The sequence below is a fragment of the Microbacterium sp. UBA1097 genome, assembly GCF_002313585.1.
In the GTDB taxonomy this organism is placed as follows: domain Bacteria; phylum Actinomycetota; class Actinomycetes; order Actinomycetales; family Microbacteriaceae; genus Microbacterium.
In genome coordinates, this window is record NZ_DCBW01000046.1 from 68,107 (window position 1) to 85,661 (window position 17,555).

A 17,555-nucleotide genomic window follows, 5' to 3' on the forward strand; every position below is an offset into this window, starting at 1 on the left:
CGGTCAGGGGCGTGTCGTCCCGGCCAGCGTGTCCACCACCACCGCGTCGAGTGCCACCAAGCCATCGGCTGTCAGGCGCAGCGGATTGAGTTCGACCTCCTGCAGGGTCGGAGCAGATGCCAGCACCGCGGTCAGCCCGGCGAACACCTGCGCCAGCTCGGCGTCATCGAGCGAGGGTCCACCGCGCCAGCCGCGCAGGAGCGCACCCGCGCGCAGCTCGTCGACCATCGAGGTCACGGTGGCGGCCCCGAATCCCACGGTGCGGATAGCGACGTCGGCATAGGCCTCGGCGGCGGTGCCTCCCAGGCCGAGCAGCGCGATAGGGCCGAAGACCGGGTCGCGCCGCACCGAGACGACGAGGTCCACGCCGTCCGGGGCCATCCGCTCGACCAGGAACTCGCGCGCTCCCGTGCGAGCGACGTCTGCCCATGCCTCGCTGAGTTCGTCGGGGGTGCGCACGCCCAGCCGCACACCACCTGCCTCCGTCTTGTGGAGGACAGACGCGTCGATCATCTTGACCGCCACCGATCCGTCGAGCTCGAGGAGCGCCCGCTGCGCGTCCGCGAGGTCGTTCACCCGTCGCCGCGGCGGCGTGGTGATGCCGACGGCGTCGACCAACTCCTTGGCGCGCACCTCATCCCACGCGCCACCGGTCTCGATGACCACCGCGGGCCCGTCGACGGGCATGTCTGAGGCAAGCGCTCGCGCGCGGGAATCGGCGACCACCGCCGTGACGGCTCCCGCAAGAGCGCGGGGTCCGGTGACGATGGGGATGCCGACGGGGGCGGCCCTGTGTACGGCCGCGTCGATGTCGGCGCGCGGCCCGTCGATGGCGACGATCACGGGAACCGCCGGCGCCGCCTGCGCGATCGCGGCCGGCAGGTCGACGACCGGCTCGCTGAGGGCGTACACGGCGATGATGTCGACCTGGTCGTCCGCGCCGACCGTGCGGAGGACGTCGGGAAACGTCGGCCCGGGGCGGCCGGTGTCGACAGGGTTCTCTTGGAAGGTCAGCGGGGGCAGAAGCGTCCCGAGCCGTTCGCGCGTGTGCCCGTGCAGGCGGGGGAGGTTCCACCCCTGAGCAGTCGCATGGTCATCGACAATCAGACCCGGACCGGCCTGCGCCGTCACGAGCGCGACTCCCGGAGAGACTGCCGCGGGCAGTCGGAGACGCGAGAGCGCGATGCTCGCTGCCACCAGGGCGTCCTCGTCGTCGACGACAACCGCCCCGGCCTGCGCGAGCACCGATCTCGTCGTCCGCCAGCCGGTCGCCAGGGCGCCTGTGTGCGACTGGGCGAAGGCGGACTCGGTGCGCCGCCCAACGACCAGCGCGATCACGGGCTTGAGGGATGCCGCGTGCCGTACCGCACCGAGTAGATCGACGCCATCGTCCACGCTTTCCAGGTGCAACGCTATCGCGGTGGTCGAGGGGTCGGTCGCAGCGTGCCGCACCACATCGGCGTGGGACACTCCCATGCCCCCGCCGATGCCCACCCCGAGCGACACTCCGGCGCCCGCGGCGGCCAGTCGGAACGACAGCATGTGGTTCACCCCTCCGCTGGAGGCGATCACCGCGATGCATCCCGGCTGCAGCGCCGCCGCCCCGGGAACGAAGCTCGCGCGCAGGCGGCGGCGGGGTACAAAGAACCCCGACGTGTTCGGTCCGAGGACCCGTATGCCGCTCGTGCGCGCGGCGGCCTCGGTGTCGCGCTGAGTGGCGCGGCCGTCGTCGCCGATCTCGGCGAACCCTCCCGCACACACCAGTGCCGCGCGGACCCCCGCTGCACCGGCGTCGGTGAGGACGGCGGCGGTGGCCGACGCGGGCACACATGAGACCACGAGATCGGCGGCCGCACCGCGCGCTGCCAGGGCTGCGGCGGCATCCGAGATGGTCGCGTGCATGCCCTCGCCGTCACGCGTGTTGACCAGCGCCACCGCAGCGTCAGCCTCGGCGAGGGCCTCTGCCATCGCCGTCCCGAGCTTGCCCGGGGTGCGGGAGGCGCCGACCAGCACAATGCCTCGGGGGGCGAAGAGCGGTGCGAGGGGGCTGAGGTCGGGAGCAACCAGCTCGGATGCGGTCGTGGCGGGCACTGCGAGGTCGGTCATTTCTTCCTCCGGAAGGCTCAGCCGCCGGGGACGGGCGGCAGTTCAGTGATGTCGCCGAGCGTGGTGTAGCGGGGACCGGCGAGGCGGCCGAGAGGGTTGACCTTCTCGGTGTCGATGCGGCCGCCGGTGAGGACGTCGTCGGCGATGTGCCACGCCACCACCGTGCCGACGACGAACTCGCCGCCGGTCGGGCTGAAGGCCGTGGTGCTGTGGAAGCGGCACTCCATCGCAACGGGAACATCGCGCAGGCGCGGCACACGAACGACGCGCGAGGGTGCGAGAGCCATCCCCACGCGCTCCGCCTCGCTCTCTGCGGGGTCGAGGAACTCCGAGCTGGCGTGCAGTGCGGCGAGCATGTCGGCGCTGGCGATGTTAACGACATACTCACCGACCTCCTCGATGTTGACGACGGTGTCCTTGCGGCGATCGGCCCGCCGGTTGACCGTGAATCCGAGCATCGCCGGATGCTGACTCACCCACGCGAACGAACTGAACGGCGCCAGGTTGATCACGTCGAGTCCGCTGGTCACCCACGCGATCGGCCGCGGCACGACCGATCCCACGAGCAGTCGGTAGGTCTCCGCGGGGGAGAGAGTCGAAGCGTCCACATACATGAAAGATCCCGTCGTTCTGTGTATCGAGGCCCGCGCGCGTCAGCTCGCCGGCAGAGAGGCGAGCAGCAGTTCGCGCAGCGCCTTCTTATCGATCTTGCCAACTTTCGTCAGCGGCAGTTCGTCCACCGTCTCCAGACGGTCCGGGTGCTTGTAGGCGGCGACGCCCCACTCCTGGAAAGCGTTGCGCACGTGCTCGAGTTCGAGAACGTGCTCGTCGTGCAGCACGGCAAACAGGCACACCCGCTCGCCGAGTTGCGCGTCGGGCATCGCTACGGCGGCGGCCAGGCGCACGGCCTCGAGCCGGTAGGCGAGGTTCTCGATCTCTTCGGCCGAGATGTTCTCCCCGCCGCGGTTGATCATGTCCTTGCTGCGGCCGGAAACCACGAAGTTGCCCTCGGGAGTCTGCACCACGATGTCGCCGCTGATGTACCAGCCATCGGGGGTGAACGAGCGCGCGTTAGCTTCGGGTGCGTTGTAATACCCGCGCGGAGTGTACGGACCCCGGGTAAGCAGCAACCCGGGCTCGCCCACGGCGACCTCCTGGCCGCTCTCCTCGTTGATGATCCGCACCTCGTCCGCCGCGCATGCAGGCCGGCCCTGTGTGCCGATGACGATCTCGACAGGGTCGTCCAGGCGAGTGAGATTGATGAGTCCCTCCGCCATGCCGAAGACCTGCTGAAGACGGCCGGGGAGGAGCGACACCACTCGAGCGGCGAGTTCGTCGGCCAGCCGTGCGCCGCCCACCTGCAGTACCCGCAGCGATGACAGCTGTTCCGCGCCCACGGTCGAGGCGTGATCCAGCCACGTGGCGACGACGGCGGGGACGGCAGCAGTGTGCGTCACCCCAAACCGCTCGATCGCCGCGAACGTCCGCTCGGGATGGGGGGAGGCCAGAGGCACGATCGTTCCCCCCGCGATGAGCGTGCCCAGGATCCCGGGACAGCCCAGCGGGAAATTATGGCCCAGCGGCAGGGTGCCGAGGTAGACGGTATCGTCCCCGAGTGCGGTGTGCCGGGCTGTCTCGCGCACGTTGCAGACATAGTCGTCGTGCGTGCGAGCGATCAGCTTCGGCATCCCGGTCGTGCCGCCGGAGAGCAGGAATACAGCCACGGCCGAGGGATCGGGTTGCGGGACCGCCACATGTTCCTCGTCGCGCGCCCGCGCAGCGCAGAGGCTATCGAGCGCGAGCGTGTCTTCGGGCACCGCGCTCGGGTCTCCCTGGAGAAGCACGAACTCGAGCGTCTCGGTCGTCTCGCGCAGCTTCATTGCGAGCGCGGCGTGATCGAAGTCGCGGAGGTGGAGCGGTGCGGCCAGCGCCCGAGCCTCCGCGTGGTCCACGAGATAGCGAAGCTCGTGCTCCCGGTGGGCCGGCAGGGCCATCACGGGAAGGATGCCGGTGCGCAGGCACGCCAGCAGCAGAACCACGAACTGCCACCCGTTCGGCAGCTGCACCACGATCCGGTCGTCCGCCCGCAGGCCCGCGCGCAGCATCCGGTCCCCGCACGCGTGCGCCCGGTCGAGGAGCTGTGCGTAGGTCAGGGTCATGGCGTCGCAGGCCACCGCCGGGTGGTCGGGGCGGGCAGCGGCGCGTTCCTCGATGAGTTCCATGAGGGTGCGCCCCTCCCAGAGGCCCTTCTCGCGGTAAAGCGCGGCCAGCTCGGCGGGCCAGGGGGTCAGCCCCTCCACCGACCTCATCGAGCCACCGCGTCCGCGCGGCCCGACAGCACGAGGGTGAGCGCGCGGTCATCGTCGCAGTCCGGCTCGTGGATGACGGCGGTGGCGTGATGACGCAGGCGGATGGACTCCGAGGCCAGTTGTCGGGTGAGCGGTGTGCCACCGGTCACGAGGAGCATGCGAGGCGGATGCGGTCGATCCAGTGCCCCGCGGACGATCGACTCGAGATCGGACTCGCGTTCGGGGGCCTCGATCACCGGGAAGCCGGCGAGACGCTCACGTGACACCACACGTCGGGCAAGCTCCACCCGGTCGCCCTCGCCGGATTCGATGACCAGCGGAGACTCGAGCGCCGGCGCGCCATGTCGGCGCTGCCACTCCTGCTGGGGTTCGGCCGCCGCCGCCGGATCGCGGCGGGCGATTTTCGCGGCCGGGAGTGAGCGCGAGAAGAAGTGGAAGGCGAACTGCCAGGGTTCGAACGCGTGGTAGTACGTGCCGAAGTTCTCCCACCACGACAGGCTGGGGCGGGCGGCGGACTGGATTCGTGCGACCGCTGGCTGACGCACCTCCTCGTACGCGGTGAATGCGGCCTCGGGGTCTTCGGGGTGGGCGGCGATCGCCTCGGCGAGGGCGATGGCGTCTTCGACGGCCATCTTGGTGCCACTCCCGACGGAGAAGTGTGCGGTGTGCACGGCGTCGCCGAGGAACACCACGTTGCCCGCATGCCAGCGCTCGGCCCGGATAGTGCGGAAGTTCGCCCACCGCGAGCTGTTGCCGATGAGGTTCGCGCCGTCGATCAGTGGCGCGAAGATCTCCTGCAGGCGCAGGCGGCTGTGCTCATCGCTCGGGCCCGGTGGCGTGCTGGGGTCGAAGCCGTCGAGTCCCGCCGCGCGCCACGTTTCCGTGTCGGTCTCGACGATGAACGTCGACAGGCCCTTGCCGATCGGGTATGCGTGAGCGGCGAAGACGCCGGGGACGTCGCCGAGGCCGTCCACGTGCTGGTGGAGGAAGGTGAGGCCGTCGAAGGAGTGGTCGGTGGCGAACCAGATGAACTTCGCCGACGCGTACTCGAAGGTCGCGCCGAGAGTCTCCTCGCCGACCGCCTGGCGGGTGCGGGAGTTGGCGCCATCGGCGGCCACGACGATGTCGTAGTCGCTGAGATCGGCGAGCTCGACCGGATGGCGAAAGTGGAGGTGAGCCCCGGCGTCACGCGCGCCCCGCTGCAGCTCCGCGAGCAGATCCTTGCGCAATACCGCGCCCATACCGTTGCCGGCGAACGTGTGCTCCTCGCCCTTCAGGCGCACCTGGATCTGGTCCCACCGCACCCCGTGGACGTCGAGGGTGTTGCGCAGGGCGCTGTCGGCGGCGTCGACCCCGCGCTGGGTGGCGTCGGAGAAGACGACCCCGAAGCCGAATGCCTCGTCCGCGCCGTTGCGCTCGTACACGTCGACCGTTGATGCTGGGAGCTCCCGGGCGATGAGTGTGGCGAACAGCAGCCCTGCAGGCCCCGCGCCAATGACAGCGATCCGCATGATCTCAGCCTCCTTGCTGAAGTGACGCTCCGATTATGCAACAAATTTGCGATGTGCACCACTATTTCGTCACGTTTCGCTCCTGGGTCGGGCTGATCGTGCCCGGTACTTTGGGAGCATGCGCCCGCGATCCCTTGTGTTCACGTTGTATGGGGACTACTTCCGCTACTGCGCCGACGGCGCCGCACCGTTGGCCGGTCTCAGCGACATCATGGAACTTTTCGGGGTCGAACGAGCCACGACCCGCATGGTGATGTCACGTCTGCGCGCGGAGGGATGGTTCGACGCCGTTCGCGAGGGGCGGCGCACCAGTTACCGGCTCGCCGCTCGCGGCTGGGAGCTGCTGGATGCTGGTCGGGAGCGCATCTTCCGCCACGACTCCGAGTCGTGGGGCGGGCAGTGGACCCTTGTGCTCACGCGCACGGCCGACCGCGCCGCGCGGGACGAGTTTCGCAAGAGCCTGGCCTGGCTGGGGTTCGGGTCACTGCAGCCGGCGACATGGATCGCGCCCGGAGACCGCCGTGCGAGCGCCCAGCGCGCCCTCGACGAGCAACCGGCGGGCGATGGAGACGTCTTTCTTACCCGTACTGACGACGTCGAGAAAGACCGCGACATTGCTGCGCGGGCGTGGGATCTCCGAGCCCTCGGCGACGAGTACCGGAGCTTCGTGGATCGCTACGACGGGCCGCTTGGTGATCTGAGCGACGATGAGGCGCTCGTGTGTCGCGCGAGGCTGACCGATGACTACCGCCGCTTTCCCTACACCGACCCTGACCTCCCTGCGAGACTTCTCCCGGACGGGTGGGTCGGCGCGGTAGCGCATGCCCTCTTCGCCGAGCGTTACACTGCGCTCCGCGACGCTGCCGTCCGCGCAATCGAATCCCACACCGATCTGCAGGTCACTGCTCCCCATCGCGTGCTATTCGATGGCTCGCTGATGACCTATGTCCTCGAGCGCTGAGGGGCTGTGGCCGAAGGCGGCGAAGATCCCAACCTGAGCTGACGCTCAGCCCGTCCGGACGGTGCGGAAGCCGGCGTTGCCCATCGAGGAGTCGGGGGTGTTCTGCGACCGTGCCGAGTTGCGATATCGGTTGCAGTACGAGATGTGGCAGAGGTAGCTGCCGCCGCGCAGGATGCGGGAGCCCCCGCGATCGGGTCCGACCGGATCGGCATCCGTCGAGCGCGCGTAATAGCCGGGGTCGAACCAGTCCGCGCACCACTCCCACACGTTGCCGACCGGCTGCCACAGCCCGTAGCCGTTGGGCTCGAACGTGTGGACCGGAGCGGTGGTCAGAAAGCCGTCCTCGAGGGTATTGACGCGGGGGAACTGGCCCTGCCAGATGTTCGCCCGCCAGATGCCGTCGGCATCCGGCTCCTCATCTCCCCACGGATACTTCTTGCCCTCGAGCCCACCCCGGGCCGCGTACTCCCACTCGGCCTCGGTGGGCAGGCGCCTTCCCGCCCACTCGCAGTACGCCATCGCGTCGTTCCACGACACGTGGACGACGGGGTGGTCGCCGAGTCCCTCGATGGACGAGTTCGCCCCGCCCGGATGCCGCCAATCGGCTCCGCGGACCCCGAACCACCAGGGGGTGGTGGCCGGTTGTCCCATGATGTCGCTCTCGGGCGCCTCAAGCGCGAGGTGGAAGACCGCGGAGAACCCGAAGGTCTCCGCCTCGGTCAGGTAGCCGGTGTCATCGACGAAGCGGGCAAAGTCGTCGTTGGTGACGCTTGTCGTGTCGATCTCGAACGCGCTGATCGACACCTCGTGGCGGGGAGTCTCGCCGTCGCCACGGTTCTCGTCCCCCGACGAATCACCCATGATGAACCGTCCCGCGGGGATCTGGGCCTGGGGGATCCGGTGACGCGCGCCCTCGGCCGACGATGCGGCGGCTGCAGGAACCGGTGCCGAGCCGAGGGTCAGGAACTGCGATCGTCCCGGTGCGCCGCACGCGCACTGCGGGCCGCATCCACCAGCGGTCGGAGCGTTCTCGTTCATGTCTGCCTCCACCGCCACGCTACCGCTCTGACTCTGCCCCCATGCCTCGGTCCGGTCTGGCTGCGCTATCGAGAGCCGCAAGGTCCCGATCGAGCGCTCGCAACTCCTCGGCTGTCACCACCGCTCGAGAAGCCAGCGTCAGCAGGCTCGCGCCGGGCGGGAGTCCTACCATCTCGGTGCGCGTCAGGTCAGGCGCATGCCGGGCCAGCACCGCCGCTGTGCGCTCATCGGAGAGGATCTCGGCGAGAGGACGTGTGAGATGCCCGGAGGCCGCGAGCTCGCTGATACGCGGCATGGGCTCGGCAACCGTTCGCGCGCGGTCCCGATGCTCCCGAGCGCGCAGATGGCTCCGTGTCACGGCGCCGTTCCGAGGAAGCCCGAGGCGGGCGAACTGGCTTGCCGGGGCATCCGCGTCCCTCATGGCCTCGACCAGAAGCCCCGCCATCCGCAGCTCGACGTCGTCGTCGGCGATCGGTTCGAGCTGACCTGGGTCCGTCTCGAGATCGAAGAGCATCGTTCCGTGGTGCCACGAGTTCAACCACATCGCCGAGGTCTCAACACAGATGGTGCGCAACCCCTTGGTGAAGCCGAACGGCTCCGCCGGGGTCCACGCACTGAGCTCGCCCACGGCGAAGGGAGCGCGCATGTGTGTGGGCATGAGTGTGAATTCCTCAAGCGGTCGATTGCTCGGTGAATCGGCGCTGCGCATGTAGACGTATCGTCCATCGGTGACATTGACGTGTCCACCGTGGATCCCGAAGATTGCACTCTCTCGTGCCGGCGACTGGTCGGCCAGCGGGTGTCCGAGCATGTCTGCAGTGGCATCGACGCCGAAGAAGTCGAGAAGGGTCAGGGGGATGTCGATCGTCTGGGCCAGACGGTCGTCGATCTCACCACGCCGACCGGAACGGGGGTCCCAGAGGAACATCGGAAGATGCACGAGTTCGTTGAACCACGGCATGACGCTCTTGGCCCACCATCCGTGTTCGCCGAGAAGGAAGCCATGGTCGGTGTGAACGATGAGCATCGTGTCGTCCCACAGCTGGTGCTCGTCCATGGCGTCGAGGACTCGCCCGAGAGAGTGGTCGCACATTTCCACGAGTGCGAGGTATTCCTCGCGTGTCCTTGCCACGTCGTCATCGCTCTCAAGCACGCGCCGGTAGGCCGGCCAGTCTGCGCTCGCGTCTGCATCAAGACCGCGGGCCTGACGGAATCGCTCGGCCGCGAAGAACGGCTCATGCGGGTCGAAGAGTTCGAGCTGGAGCATCCAGCGGTCCGCCTCAGCGTTCGTGCGCAGGAACTCAAGCCCCGCATCCACGGTTCGCGTCTGCACGTGCGAGGCTTCGGTCGACATGTGGGTGCGGTTGACGCGGTCCTGCGCTCGCGATCGGAGCATGACATTCGCGCTGGGATCTGGTGACCCGACGACTCCCTTCCACGGGTCCCCTTCCTGTCCGCGCTCGAACTCCCAGGTCGTATAGCGCGGGTGGTAGGTCGCGCCACCGTCCTCCCAGTAGTGGACGTGATCAGAGGCCAGGTGTGTGTGAACCCCGTTCCGACCGAGCATTTCGGGCGCCGAGTCATCGAACGGCTCCAGCGGGCCCCAGCTGCGGTGCAGAAAGTTGGGCCGGCCCGTGTGAAGCTCCCGCCGGGCCGGCATGCAGGGCATGGAGCCCGCGTAGAAGTTCGTGAAGGCGACTGATCGCGCGGCCAGGCGCATGAAGTTGGGAAGCGGCGCGTGGGGCGCGTCCGCGTCGGCGTAGGGCGGAACGACATGCCGATTGAGGCTGTCGAACATGAGCACGATCGCCCGCATCTCAGACCATCCCTTCTGACACGAGTGTTGCAGGCACCTCGGTCGATGACCCGTGGGTGTCGTGGCGCCGGATGCGCATGTTCGGTTGGCTCATGGTCCTCCTCGACTCTGAGGCTCCGTTGCATTTACTACTGAACAGTATTTAGTATTGCACCACCGTCGCGATGATGCGTCGGCTGTATCCCCATCAATGACGCCGTAGGAGACACACATGCGATCCGCACCTCTCGTCCGATTGGCGGGCCTCACGGCCGCCGCCGCGCTCGCCCTCACTGCGTGCAGCGCGACCTCGCCGGAGCCTTCCGGCTCGGGCGACACCACCACCGCACCGCTGCTCACGATCGGTTCGCTCACCGAACCCACCAGCTGGGACCCGGCCCAGGCCAACGAGGGGCATTTCGCCCCGATCTACCAGTCCGTGTACGACACGCTCATCAAGCGAGAGCCCGACGGGAGCCTGAGCCCCATGCTCGCGACCGACTGGACCCTGAGCGATGACAAGCTCACTCTCCAACTCGATCTGCGCGATGACGTCACCTTCACCGACGGTGCCGTCTTCAACGCCGATGCCGTGAAGGCGAACATGGAGCACTTCCAGAGCGCGAACGGGCCGCTCAGCAACAGCCTCGCGAGCGTTGAGTCTGTCGAGGTCGTCGACGACGACACCGTCGCTGTGCACCTGAGCTCACCAGACCCGGACCTGCCGATCAGTTTGACCAACGCCGCCGGATATATGGGGAGCCCGGACGCGCTCGGCTCAGCCGACATCGAGACGACTCCGGTCGGCTCCGGTCCCTACGTCCTCGACACTGATCGCTCCATCGTGGGATCGCAGATCGTGTTCACGCGAAACCCCGACTACTGGGGTGACCCGCTGCCCTTTGACGAGGTCGACTTCAAGATCTTCACGGACGAGACCGCTCGTCTGAACGCGCTGACGACGGGTCAGGTCGACTTCGCGGCGCTGAACCGGGCCTCCTCGGCTCTTCAGGCACAGTCTGCTGGCCTCAACGCGCCAGAGCCCTTCTCGACCGGCTGGGCAGGCATCCTGTTCTTCGACCGAGACGGCGCGCTGCTGCCCGAGCTGGCAGATGTGCGTGTTCGTGAAGCGCTGGCAATCGCTATCGACCGGGAGGCCATTGTTGACGTGAGCTGGCAGGGCCTCGGGCAGCAGACCTCTCAGGTCTTCGGCAAGGACACCCTCGGTTACGAGCCCTCCCTCGACGATGCCTATCCCTACGACCCCGACAAGGCACGAGAGCTTCTGACAGAGGCTGGCGCGAGCAACCTGACCGTGACGCTGCCGATCAGCAACGTGTTCGACCCGTCGATTTACGACGCCATCATCCAGAACTGGGAAGACATCGGGGTCACGGTCAACCGCCACGAGTGGGGCCCAGGTGAGGCGATCCCCTCGATGCTCAAGGGAGAGTTCCCGCTCGCCTTCATGCAGCTGGTCCAGCGCCCGGACTGGGGGAACATGAACTTCCTGCTGACGCCCGACGCCACGTGGAACCCCTTGGGGTCCACCAACGCCGAGCTCGACGGCCTGATCGCTCAGTATCCGACCGCCGATGAGGCTGGTCAGGCAGACCTTGCTCGCCAGATCAACGAGTGGGTCGTTGACAACTACTGGTTCGCGCCGGTCCTGCGTCCGGATCAGTTCAACTTCTACAACGACACGATCACCGTGGTGCCGCAGGTACAGCAGGCGGTTCCCTCGATCTACAACTACGCGCCCAGCGGTCAGTAAAGCGAGAGGGGGTCCGTGCCCGCGGGCCCCCTCCTCCGTCGGAGACTTTCATGCCATTTCTTCTCAAGCGACTCGTCTCGGCGATCTCGCTCGTGCTTGCGACGTCGCTGATCGTGTTCCTGCTGCTCTCGCCGGCCTTCGGCGACATCGCCAGGAACGTGCTCGGTGAGAACGCGACAGCGGAACAGGTCGCGCGTCTGAACGCCGAACTCGGGTTCGACCAGCCGATCTTCGTGCAGTACCTCGATTGGATTCGCGCGGCGCTCGGCGGTGACCTCGGCAACTCGTTGTTCACGACGCAATCGGTGTGGGGCGCGATCGCCACACGGATGCCGGTCACTGTCGCACTCGTTGCGCTGGTCACCGTCTTCAGCGGAATTCTCGGCTTCGCCGTCGGTGTTCTCTCCGCAACCAGGCGTGGCTGGGTTGACCGCATGCTCCAGGTCATTGTCACCCTGGGCGACGCCCTTCCCGCCTTCATCATCGCGCTGTTTCTGGTCACCCTCTTCGCGATCCAGCTCGGCTGGCTCCCGGCAACCGGGTACGTCCCGTTTGCGACTGACCCCCTCGCCTGGGCGCGCAGCCTGGTCATGCCCGTGATCGCGCTGACCATTCCCGCCGTGGCCGGAATCGCACAGCAGGTTCGAAGCTCGATGATCCAGACCCTCCGGCAGGACTACGTGCGGACCCTGCGCAGCCGCGGGATCTCAGAGACCCGTGTCGTTCTCGAACATGCACTGCGCAACTCCTCGACGACCGGAATGACCGCACTCGCCGTGCAGGTCGTCGGCATCCTCGGCGGCGCCGTCGTCATCGAGCAGATCTTCGCGTTGCCGGGGCTCGGCTCACTGGCCATCGAGGCTTCCGTGCGTACCGACGTACCGCTTGTGCTCGGCGCTGTGCTGGCCTACGTCGTCATCGTCGTCATCGTCAATCTGCTCGTCGACCTCGTTGTCGCGTGGCTAAACCCGAAGGTTCGCCTCTCATGAGCCAGACAACCTCACTCGTCACCGCAGCCAGTGCGGGTCGCCGCGGTGCCATCCACCGGTTCTTCCGCAATCCTCTCGGTGTCGCCGCGGCGGCGGTGTTGGTGCTGCTCATCGTGGCCGCTCTGGTGGCACCGCTTCTCCCGCTCCCATCTCCCGACGTCGTCTCGCTCCGCGACGCCATGCTGCCGCCGAGCTCCGAGCATCTCTTGGGTACCGATAGCTCAGGTCGAGACGTGCTCAGTCGCCTGATGTGGGGGGCACGCGTCAGCCTGGCCGGGGCAGCTCTGGCCGTCCTCGTCGCGCTCGTGGTCGGACTTCCGACGGGCCTGATCGCCGGATACTACGGCGGCTGGTTCGATGCGGTCGCCAACTGGGTCAACAATCTGAACATGGCCCTGCCGGGAATCGTGCTGCTGCTGGCGGTGCGGGCTGTTGCCGGGCCGTCGGTCTGGATCTCGATGGCCGTGTTCGGTGTGCTGTTAGCCCCCGGCATCTTCCGTATCGTGCGCGCAGCCGTGCAGTCGGTGCGCAACGAACTGTATGTCGACGCCGCGCGGGTCTCGGGTCTCGGCGACGGGCGCATTATCGGCCGGCACGTTCTCACCGTGGTCCGAGCTCCCGTGATCATTCAGACCGCTCGGCTCGCGAGCATCGCGATCTCTGTCCAAGCGGGACTGGAGTTTCTCGGCATCACGGATAGCTCGGTCCCCTCGTGGGGCGGCATGCTCAACGAGGGCTTCCGGCGCATCTTCCTCTCTCCCTCGCTCATCCTGTGGCCGAGCCTGGCGATCGGCCTGACCACCGTGTCGCTGATCCTGCTGGGGAACGCCATGAGAGACGCTCTGGAAGACCGCGGCTCGGGAGGAGTGGCCAAGGTTGGTCGCACCGTCCCCGCGACCTCAGCGGCCGCCTCATCCACGGCGCTCTTGTCGGTCCGCGATCTCGAGGTGAGCTACGGCGTCGATACCGAGCAGACGCGGGTCGTGCACGATGTCTCTCTCGAGGTTGCCCCGGGCGAGGTTCTCGGCCTGGTCGGCGAATCGGGGTCAGGCAAGACCCAGACTGCCTTCTCCGTCCTCGGGCTCCTTCCCGAAGGTGGGTGGGTCTCGCGGGGGTCGATCAGGTTCGACGGAACGGAGTTGACCTCCCTGAGTGCAGCGGAGAGGCGCAAGCTCCGCGGCGCCGGAATCGCCTACGTCCCGCAGGAGCCACTGAGCAACCTCGACCCGAGCTTCCGCATCGGACGCCAGTTGACCCAGCCGTTGCGCACGCGACTGGGGATGAGCCGGTCGGACGCCAAGGAGCGCGCGCTGGAACTACTCGCCCGCGTGGGAATCCCCGATCCCGAAGCGACCTATCGCGCCTATCCCCACGAGATCTCCGGAGGCATGGCTCAGCGCGTGCTCATCGCTGGAGCGGTCGCCGGTAAGCCCAAGCTCCTCATCGCAGACGAGCCGACCACGGCGCTTGATGTGACAGTGCAGGCCGAGGTGCTGGATCTGCTGCGAGACCTGCAGGAAGAGACAGGCATGGCAGTGCTCCTGGTCACCCACAACTTCGGTGTCGTCGCCGACATCTGCGATCGGGTAGCCGTGATGCAGCACGGCCGGATCGTTGAAACGGGCGACGTCGAGGACATCCTCGAGCGTCCGCAGCAGGAGTACACGCGCGTGTTGCTCGACTCGATGCTCGAGGAAGGACCCGTGCGAACGTACGTTCCCGCCGTGGCTCAGCAGAAGGGAAGCACCTCGTGACCGCCGTTGATCCCCTCCTGCGCGTCGATCACCTCGATGTTGTCTACAAGAGCCGCGGGCGCCGCAGATTCCAGGCACTCACGGACGTCTCCCTCGACATCCGCCCCGGTGAAACTCTCGGTCTTGTCGGCGAATCGGGATCAGGCAAGACGACGATCGGGCGGGCAGTGCTGGGGCTTGCCCCGGTGAGCGCCGGGTCGATCACCTTCGATGACCGCGACATCACGCACGTGAGCCAGTCAGCACGCCGTGCGCTCGCCCGTGACATCCAGGTGGTCTTTCAAGACCCGTACACGTCGCTCAATCCGTCGATGACTGTCGCCGACATCCTTGCGGAGCCACTGCTGATCCAAGGCTGGACACGCAACGATGCGCGCGCGCACATTCGGGGACTCCTTGATCGTGTCCAGCTGCCCGCGGATGCCGAATCTCGGCTGCCGAGCGAGTTCTCGGGCGGGCAACGTCAACGCATCGCCATCGCCCGCGCAATCGCTCTCAGCCCGCGCCTGATCATCTGTGACGAGCCGGTGTCGGCCCTCGATCTGACAACACAGGCGAGGGTTCTCGAGCTCCTGATCGAGATCCAAGAAGCGACAGGTGTTGCCTATCTGTTTGTGTCGCACGATCTCGGTGTCGTCCGTCACATCAGTCATCGCGTGACGGTTCTGTACCGGGGCGAGATTGTGGAGGAGGGCGACGTCGATCAGGTCACCGCCCACCCACGGCATCCTTATACCCAACGTTTGTTCATGTCCGCTCCGGTCGCACATGTCGCGCAGCAGCGTCAGCGCCGTGAGAATCGTCGGATGCTGGCCGCGCAGAAGGAGAACTGAGAGTGAAGACCTCCCCGAGTCCGGCTGCGGCCGGAACCGAGGCCGGCGCGAACGGCGTGCGCTTTCGCGACCTTAATGGCAACGGCGTCATGGATCCCTATGAGAATCCGGACCTTCCCGTCGAGGACCGCGTCGAAGACCTGCTCTCCCGGCTCTCGCTGGCAGAAAAGGCTGGTCTGATGGTGCAGTCGGTTGTCAGCGTCACCGTCGATGGGGCGATCGACGGTGAAGAGATCGCGCCACGCGAACCCGGCGCGCGGGAGTTGGTCGAGGGTCGACTCATCAGTCATCTCAATCTGCATCAGATCCCCCACCCCCGCGCGATGGCGCGGTGGAACAACGAGGTCCAGCGCCTCGCCGAAGCGACACCTCACGGGATTCCGGTGACGATCTCGACAGATCCGCGGCACTCCTTCACAGAAAACATGGGAGCGTCGTTCAGCGCCGACTACCTGTCGGCCTGGCCGGAACCCCTGGGGCTCGGCGCGATCGGTGATGCGACGACGGTGCGCGAATTCGCCGACATCGCGCGCCGCGAGTACACCGCTCTCGGCATCCGGCTCGCCCTTCATCCGACCCTCGATGTGGCGACCGAGCCGCGCTGGGCCCGCCAATACAGCACGTTCGGTCAGGATGCCGAACAGGTCGCGGCCCTTGGAGTGGCCTACGTCGACGGCTTCGAGAACGGCAACCACCTCACCCCGACCGGGGTCGCCTGCATGGCGAAGCATTTCCCCGGCGGCGGCCCCCAACGCGACGGTGAAGACCCGCACTTCGTCTACGGCAAGGAGCAGGACTACACCGGCGGGATGTTCGAGTACCACCTCGAGCCGTTCCGGCGGCTGATCGCGCGGGGAGTTCCCGCCATCATGCCCTCGTACGGCATCCCCGTCGGGCTGACCCTTGACGGTGAGCCGGTCGAGGAGGTGGGTTTCGGATTCAACAAGCAGATCATCACCGGGTTGCTGCGCGAGAAGCTCGGGTTCACCGGGGTCGTCTGTACGGACTGGGGCCTGGTAACGGAGTCGCGGATCGGTGGAAAGTCGCTGCCACCACGGGCATGGGGGGTTGAGCACCTGTCTGAGGCCCAGCGGGTGAAGAAGATCCTGGAGGCCGGGTGCGACCAGCTCGGCGGGGAAGAGGATCCGGGCTTCATCATCGAGCTCGTCGAGTCCGGACAGGTGGAGGAGTCGCGCATTGATGAGTCAGTGCGACGGCTCCTGCGAGTGAAGTTCGACCTCGGGCTGTTCGAGAACCCGTATGTCGACGAGGACGCCGCTGTGGCCGTGGTCGGGGCCCCCGAGTTTCGCGCAGCGGGCCACGCAGCGCAGGCTCGCTCCATGGTCGTTCTCACCAACGGGCGTTCATCTGCGAGTCCCGCCCTGCCGTTGCGGCGCGGCTCCAAGGTCTTCTCGCAGGAGATCTCCACCGAAGCTCTCAAGCGTGCAGGCCTTGTCGCTGTCGCTGAGTCGGCGAACGCTGACGCGATCGTCGTGAAACTCGAGGCGCCGTTTGATCCGCGGGACGAGTATGCGCTCGAGGCAAGTTTTCACGCGGGATCGCTCGAGTTCGCCCCCGAGGTCGGTCAGCGACTGCATGCGCTCAGTGAGCACGCGCCCGTCATCCTCGCTGTCCGGCTCGATCGCCCGGCGATTCTCGAACCGCTTCTGCCGCAGTGCGCGGCGGTCATCGCAGAGTTCGGAGCGTCTGAAGAGGCGCTGCTTGACGTTCTTACCGGTCGCACGCGAGCCGAGGGCAAGCTTCCGTTCGCTATCCCGCGGACCACGCAGGCGGTGCGCACCTCGCGCGTGGATGTTCCGGGGGACTACGCGAGTCCGCTCTTTCCGGCGGGCCAGCCCAGTGCCCCTATTCAGCGACGCGCGCCGCGCAGAACGTACGCCCAAGGGCGGGAGAGCCAGGAGATCATCCTGGAAACGGCGCTCGAGATCATCGAGAAGAAGGGGTACGGCGCAACATCCCTCCGGGACATCGCGGATGCCGTCGGGATGACCCAGGCCGGCCTCCTGCACCACTTCGGGACCAAAGAGAACCTGCTGGTGGAGGTCCTCCGGCAGCGCGATGTCGTCAATTGGCGAATTCTTGCCGCCGAGAACGGTGACGATCCGATGACCCTTCGTGTCGCGCGACACAACGAGACGGTGCCCGCGCTGGTCCATCTCTACGTGAATCTCGAGGCCGCTGCGGCCGATCCCGCCCACCCCGCACACGAGTTCTTCCTGCGTCGCGAGAGCGAGGTTCTCGCGAGCATGCGCCGCGACATCGAGGCAAGGCAGCAGGCGGGTACGTTCCCGGCGGACGTCGATTCCGCCATGGTCGCGCGTGTTTTTCTGGCGGTCTCGGACGGCCTCCAGGCGGAGTGGGGGGTCAATCCCGAGGTCGACCTTTCCGGGACGATCGAGTGGCTCTGGCGCCAGTTCGCGCAGCGAGCTGAGGGCTGACCCGGCTCGCACCGCTCGGTAGGGTT

Annotated in this window: 12 protein-coding genes; 6 read left to right on the forward strand and 6 right to left on the reverse strand. The window is 67.2% G+C overall.

Annotation, left to right across the window (positions count from 1 at the left end):
* Nucleotides 1-3 precede the first annotated feature (3 nt).
* The 4 genes from B4F19_RS11160 to B4F19_RS11175 are packed head-to-tail and all read right to left on the reverse strand — an operon-like array spanning nucleotide 4 to nucleotide 5,926.
* On the reverse strand, nucleotides 4-2,106 hold the full coding sequence (locus B4F19_RS11160; protein WP_292734960.1) for an acetate--CoA ligase family protein: 2,103 nt from the start codon (nucleotides 2,104-2,106) through the stop codon (nucleotides 4-6).
* A 17-nt stretch (nucleotides 2,107-2,123) separates the two neighbouring features.
* Nucleotides 2,124-2,720, reverse strand: coding sequence for a flavin reductase family protein (locus tag B4F19_RS11165; protein WP_292734963.1), 597 nt, complete (start codon nucleotides 2,718-2,720; stop codon nucleotides 2,124-2,126).
* Nucleotides 2,721-2,759: 39 nt separating this feature from the next.
* Nucleotides 2,760-4,415: a (2,3-dihydroxybenzoyl)adenylate synthase gene (locus B4F19_RS11170; RefSeq protein ID WP_292734967.1), complete on the reverse strand. Its 1,656-nt coding sequence runs from the start codon at nucleotides 4,413-4,415 to the stop codon at nucleotides 2,760-2,762.
* Complete coding sequence (locus B4F19_RS11175; RefSeq protein ID WP_292734970.1) at nucleotides 4,412-5,926, reverse strand: FAD-dependent monooxygenase; 1,515 nt, start codon at nucleotides 5,924-5,926, stop codon at nucleotides 4,412-4,414. Before B4F19_RS11175 ends, B4F19_RS11170 begins: the two co-directional genes overlap by 4 nt.
* Before the next feature lie 118 nt (nucleotides 5,927-6,044).
* On the opposite strand from B4F19_RS11175, the gene B4F19_RS11180 reads away from it, so the two are divergent.
* Complete coding sequence (locus B4F19_RS11180; protein WP_292734973.1) at nucleotides 6,045-6,887, forward strand: PaaX family transcriptional regulator C-terminal domain-containing protein; 843 nt, start codon at nucleotides 6,045-6,047, stop codon at nucleotides 6,885-6,887.
* Nucleotides 6,888-6,932: 45 nt separating this feature from the next.
* On the opposite strand, the gene B4F19_RS11185 is transcribed toward B4F19_RS11180, so the two are convergent.
* Nucleotides 6,933-7,925, reverse strand: a complete 993-nt coding sequence (locus tag B4F19_RS11185) for a formylglycine-generating enzyme family protein (protein ID WP_292734976.1) — start codon at nucleotides 7,923-7,925, stop codon at nucleotides 6,933-6,935.
* 19 nt (nucleotides 7,926-7,944) lie between these two features.
* Complete coding sequence (locus B4F19_RS11190) at nucleotides 7,945-9,741, reverse strand: sulfatase (RefSeq protein WP_292734979.1); 1,797 nt, start codon at nucleotides 9,739-9,741, stop codon at nucleotides 7,945-7,947.
* A gap of 211 nt (nucleotides 9,742-9,952) precedes the next feature.
* On the opposite strand from B4F19_RS11190, the gene B4F19_RS11195 reads away from it, so the two are divergent.
* The 5 genes from B4F19_RS11195 to B4F19_RS11215 are packed head-to-tail and all read left to right on the forward strand — an operon-like array spanning nucleotide 9,953 to nucleotide 17,529.
* Nucleotides 9,953-11,494 (forward strand): ABC transporter substrate-binding protein, encoded by a 1,542-nt coding sequence (locus tag B4F19_RS11195; RefSeq protein ID WP_292734982.1) that lies wholly within the window; start codon nucleotides 9,953-9,955, stop codon nucleotides 11,492-11,494.
* Nucleotides 11,495-11,544: 50 nt separating this feature from the next.
* On the forward strand, nucleotides 11,545-12,483 hold the full coding sequence (locus tag B4F19_RS11200) for an ABC transporter permease (RefSeq protein ID WP_292734985.1): 939 nt from the start codon (nucleotides 11,545-11,547) through the stop codon (nucleotides 12,481-12,483).
* On the forward strand, nucleotides 12,480-14,237 hold the full coding sequence (locus B4F19_RS11205) for a dipeptide/oligopeptide/nickel ABC transporter permease/ATP-binding protein (protein WP_292734988.1): 1,758 nt from the start codon (nucleotides 12,480-12,482) through the stop codon (nucleotides 14,235-14,237). Before B4F19_RS11200 ends, B4F19_RS11205 begins: the two co-directional genes overlap by 4 nt.
* Nucleotides 14,234-15,070, forward strand: coding sequence for an ABC transporter ATP-binding protein (locus tag B4F19_RS11210; protein WP_292734991.1), 837 nt, complete (start codon nucleotides 14,234-14,236; stop codon nucleotides 15,068-15,070). The genes B4F19_RS11205 and B4F19_RS11210 overlap by 4 nt, the downstream gene beginning before the upstream one ends.
* Before the next feature lie 2 nt (nucleotides 15,071-15,072).
* A complete protein-coding gene (locus B4F19_RS11215; protein ID WP_349675953.1) occupies nucleotides 15,073-17,529 on the forward strand; it encodes a glycoside hydrolase family 3 N-terminal domain-containing protein in 2,457 nt (818 codons plus the stop codon).
* Nucleotides 17,530-17,555: the final 26 nt, after the last annotated feature.